At 62.1% G+C, this 3,476-nt stretch carries 3 protein-coding genes; all 3 read right to left on the bottom strand.

Annotation, left to right across the window (positions count from 1 at the left end; genetic code table 11):
• Nucleotides 1-1,882: NADH-quinone oxidoreductase subunit L (locus M9890_15635; GenBank protein ID MCO5178386.1), on the bottom strand; the 1,882-nt coding region annotated here is incomplete at its 3' end.
• A 383-nt stretch (nucleotides 1,883-2,265) separates the two neighbouring features.
• Nucleotides 2,266-3,135 carry a cytochrome c oxidase assembly protein gene (locus M9890_15630; GenBank protein MCO5178385.1) on the bottom strand — a complete coding sequence of 290 codons (870 nt, stop codon included), beginning with the start codon at nucleotides 3,133-3,135 and terminating at the stop codon, nucleotides 2,266-2,268.
• Nucleotides 3,136-3,243: 108 nt separating this feature from the next.
• Nucleotides 3,244-3,476: cytochrome C oxidase subunit IV family protein (locus tag M9890_15625; protein MCO5178384.1), on the bottom strand; the 233-nt coding region annotated here is incomplete at its 5' end.

Genomic DNA, 3,476 nt, shown 5'->3' with positions numbered 1-3,476 from the left:
GCCATTCGTCGATCGGAAACCTGCCGACGCGGTACGAGGGCCACGGCGGCGCAAAGAGGATGGTCACACCAACAACGATCGCGGCGGCGACGAAGATCGTGCCGATTCGCTGCTGGAGTGTCTGCACCTCGTAGGCGTGCATCCGGCGCGACAGACTGTTCAGCTCACTGATGATCCAGGCACCGATACGATCCGGGCCAACGTGCCGACTCGCGCGCGCGATGCGGCGGGGGATGAACGCCCAGCGCGCAGACGTCGCGACGAGCACCAGGCCAACCGCCCAGGTTGCGATCGCCATAACGTTCGGCGCTTCCAGGTTGAAGTGATAGGCGAGGTGCATCGTCAGCGGCGCACGCGTGCTGGCTGCGGCGGCATCTTCGGCGATCTCAGCCGCAACACCGGGGAAGATTCCCAGGGCAAACACCAGCACGCCGAGGAGGACAATCGGCGCAACCATGACCACCGGAACGCGGCGCGGTTCAGTAACCATCCGCCCGACAAAGATGCCACCCCAGAATCGCCAACTGTAGGTGAACGTCAACGCCGCACCGGCCACCGCCAACAGCGGAACGATGCCGCCTCGATCGGCGGCACCGGCGAAGAACACTTCATCTTTGAAGAAGCCGCCGGTCAGCGGCAACGCGGCGAGGCCAGCCGCAGCCAGACCGCTGCCGACTGCGATCCACGGCATCCGATTCCACAGCCCGCCAAGCCGCTCCAGCCGCGTCTCGCCAGTCGCCTCGGCGACAGACCCGGCAGTCAGAAACAGCGCGCTCTTGATCAGTGCATGGACGAAGACATAGACCTCGGCGGCGGCCACATTACCGAGCCCGAGCAGCACAACCACGTAGCCGTACTGCCCGATCGTCGAGTAGGCGAGGATCCGCTTGAGCTCGTGCTGCGCGAGCGCCATCACGCCGCCGACAGCCATCGATGCGAACCCGACGACGATCAGGCTATTCATCAGGCCCGGGCTCAGCGTCAGCAGCGGATAGACGCGCGCCAGCAAGAAGACTCCAGCCGCGACCATGGCCGCAGAATGCAGGTAGGCCGACACGGGCGTCGGTGCAGCCATCGCACGCGGTAGCCAGAAGTGCAGCGGCACCTGCGCACTCTTCGCCAGCGCCGCAATCGCGATCATCACCGCAATCACGGTCGTCATCTCGCCGGGCTCAGCAAATTCGAGAATCTCTGGAATCGAGGCCGTTCCGAGCTCGCTCATCAGCAACGCACCAGCCGCGATCAGGAAGATCGCGCTGGCCACCGTAATCAACAGCGCGGTCAGCGCAGCCCGGCGCGAATCGCGCCGCTGATGGTCATAGCCAATCAGGAAATAGGACGCGATCGCCGTCAGATCCCAGAACAGGATCAACAGGATGATGTCCTGCGACATCACCAGACCCATCATCGCCGTCATGAACAGCAGGATGAGCGCAAAAAACCGCGGGCCGCGTTCCGGCACCGAACCTGTGTGTAACAGGTGCAGCGGCAGATAGCCCGATGAATAGACAAGCACGAGCAGACCGACACCTGTCGCCAGTAGCATGTACAGGCGCGCAAGTCCATCGGTCGAGAGTGACAACTGCAGACCCCACGCAGGGGCCCAACCATATGAAACAGCCGAAGTCGTTTCGGACAACAGCGTTGTTATAAACGCCAGCATTGCCGTCGCAACGGCAATCGGCGCAGCAAGCCGCGAGCGGAGCGCACCGGCTCCTGCCACGAGTCCTGTCCCGGCGACGCTCACGAGCAACGGCAGCAGGACCTGGAGCGGTTCTGACACCAGACTCTCCCCACATATTCTGAGAGTCACGCGGATCGTCGGGTTGATCGAAATCGGGATGATCGGGTTAGCCATACCCGGATGGTTGCCGGCACCCATCAGTGCCAACACACCATCGTCACACAGACAAAGTATAACGACTCACGACCACCCACGACGGCCCGCCTCGCCGCCGAATGTGCAGAGCGCCGCCGAGTGACCAGTCGCGCAAATCGTTCGTACGGACAGGACCCGGCCTGTCCTCGCCGTGAGGCGACCATCCCGCGTCGGATGACGGCGACCTTGGCGTATTGCCCACCGCGCGCCCCCAAAATGCAGAGGCGTGTCGCATACGCTCCTGCATTACGGGGATGGCGCCGTGGCTGACGTGCAGATGTCCGCGGATGCTGTTCGGCGCGCCAACGCAGGGCCGTCCGTGCCGCACGTCATCATCCAGAACGCAGAGTGGCGCGTCACGGCGGCGATCACGCCGGGGCCTGGCCCTACGAACGGATCGGCGGGGACTTGCTCGTGCTGCTTTGGGCCGAGCCGACGAAGCGCTCGCTGGCTTCGGATTCTCTGACCCAGCGGAAGAAGATATAGGTCAGCGCCCCGAGATAGAGCGTGCCGGTGCCGATCCACATAATCAGGCCACCGGCCTGCTGGTCTGACATGACCGACATGCCAAAGGTCCGCACGGCCCTGGCGTACTCGTCATAGAGCGGAGTATCGGCCATCGTAATCAGGGCGCCAACGAGCTGACCGGGAATCGTCTGGAAGAACAGGAAGACCACCGCGAGGATCGGCGGTAGCTTTCCATCTTCCCGCGATGGGGCCATGATCGGCCACCAGATCAGAAATGAACTGGCGAGGAACCACATGTGTTCAGCAATATGAACCGGCTGATAGCGCAACGTCAGGTCATAAAAGATCGGCGCGTGAGCGAGCGAGAAAGGGATCTGAAACAGGAAGAACGAGATGAGTGGATGTGTCAGCAAGCGCCAGACACGCCAGACACGCACTCTCCGCCGCGCCGGCTCATACATCCAGCCGGGGATTCCGGCATAGATCAGCACCGGCACGACGATCGTGATGAGCAGGTGCTGGATCATGTGCGCAGTCAGGAGGTAATCGTCGGCGAGCACGCCGAGTGGTGAGATCAGTGCAAGGACAACCGCTGCCAGTCCGGAGTAGAAGCAGATGATCTGGCGACGCTCGACCGGCGCAGATGCGGAGAACCATCGCGTCCTGCGCGACCCGATCGCCCGGTAATACAGCCAGCCGGCGATGTAGACCCCGAAGATGACTCCAGGATCAAACGACCAACTCCAGAAAGAGAACGGGGTAGTTGCGGCGAGGACAGGCAGGAGCATTCGCACATCACCATGAAGGACGTCCGGCGAGCTGCCGCTCAGGAGGACGTGTATACGTGACGAACAGAAACGCGGGGAGAAAAGAGCTCTCCCCGCGTAACTGTGTCACTACCAGAGGCGATCAAACAAGGCCAGGAATGCGACGACGATACAGAGCGCCGTCACGACCCCAAACAAGAACAGGAAGGTGAAGAGGCGGTTATCGAACTTCAGGTGCATGTAATACCCGATGACGATACCGAACTTCAGCGCTGACAGGATCAGCAGCACCCAGACAAGCATGCTGCCGATGTCAATGTAGTAAGTCGCAACCTCTAGCGCTGTGATGACGGTCAGGATCG

It is taken from the genome of Thermomicrobiales bacterium, assembly GCA_023954495.1.
In the GTDB taxonomy this organism is placed as follows: domain Bacteria; phylum Chloroflexota; class Chloroflexia; order Thermomicrobiales; family CFX8; genus JAMLIA01.
Note: the sequence above shows the minus strand (reverse complement) of the source record. Positions and strands in the feature narration are given on the sequence as shown.